Source organism: Pseudoalteromonas sp. SR45-5 (assembly GCF_014163565.1).
GTDB lineage: Bacteria > Pseudomonadota > Gammaproteobacteria > Enterobacterales > Alteromonadaceae > Pseudoalteromonas > Pseudoalteromonas distincta.
Genome location: NZ_JACJDN010000945.1, coordinates 1 through 995 on the forward strand (window position 1 = coordinate 1; position 995 = coordinate 995).

Genomic DNA, 995 nt, shown 5'->3' on the forward strand with positions numbered 1-995 from the left:
TGAAAAAAATCGATCACAAATTATGATTAATAATTAAAATCGTTTCTATTTATAGAATGGTAGCAACTATTATTATTAAAAACCTAAAAAAGGAGACGAAATGCAGCAATTAAAAACCTTAATACATTCAGGTATTAATATTGACCAAGGTACTCAATTTACACGCTTAACAGCTCGCGCCATTGTAATTAAAAATAATAAAATACTTTTAATGTATACAAACCGTTATGAAGACTACAGCCTACCCGGCGGTGGAGTAGATGACGGCGAAAGTATTGAGCAAGGCTTAATTCGCGAACTAAGCGAGGAAACCGGTGCACAACAAATAAGTGTAGTTAAAACTTATGGACTCTATGAAGAGTATCGCCCTTGGTATAAAGACGATTTTGATATTATTCATATTAAATCGTATTGCTTTGTATGCAGTATTGGCGACGAGTTTGGCAAAGCGCAGTTAGAGCATTACGAGCAGCAAAATGGCATGACAGCTAAATGGGTTGATATTAACGACGCAATTGCACATAACGAGCGCACCATTGCTAACAGTGAAAAACAAGGGCTTTCTATTTTACGAGAAACTTATTTATTAAAGCGCATTGCAAAGGAGCTAATATAAAGCTCTGTGTTTGCCCCAGAGGGTGTTGTAAATTTTGCAACGCCCAGAATATTTTACTACCTCGAGCACCTCAATTTTTATATTTAAAAAATCCTCCTTCAGCAAAAATATAAATTTAATTAATAAAATCAGATGGATAAAAACAAAATCAACTTTTTATAAAAACTGGCTCTAGCCTTGCACCTTTTAAATAACTAAATTTGTAAGGAGATAGAAATGAGTAACACAGTTAAAACGATTAATCCCGCAACTGAGCAAACCATTGAAACCTATACACTACTTTCTCAAAAGGAAGCAGAACAGGTAATCGAAAAATCTCACGAAACATATTTAAAATGGCGATTAACGTCATTCACTGAACGTGCAAAATACCTTAATA

Annotated in this window: 2 protein-coding genes; both read left to right on the forward strand. The window is 34.1% G+C overall.

The window, feature by feature from the left end:
* The first annotated feature begins 100 nt into the window (after positions 1 to 100).
* Positions 101 to 616: an NUDIX hydrolase gene (locus H5072_RS20255; RefSeq protein WP_182694613.1), complete on the forward strand. Its 516-nt coding sequence runs from the start codon at positions 101 to 103 to the stop codon at positions 614 to 616.
* Positions 617 to 832: 216 nt separating this feature from the next.
* Positions 833 to 995 (forward strand): aldehyde dehydrogenase family protein (locus H5072_RS20260; protein ID WP_182694614.1); only part of this gene is annotated, 163 nt, incomplete at its 3' end.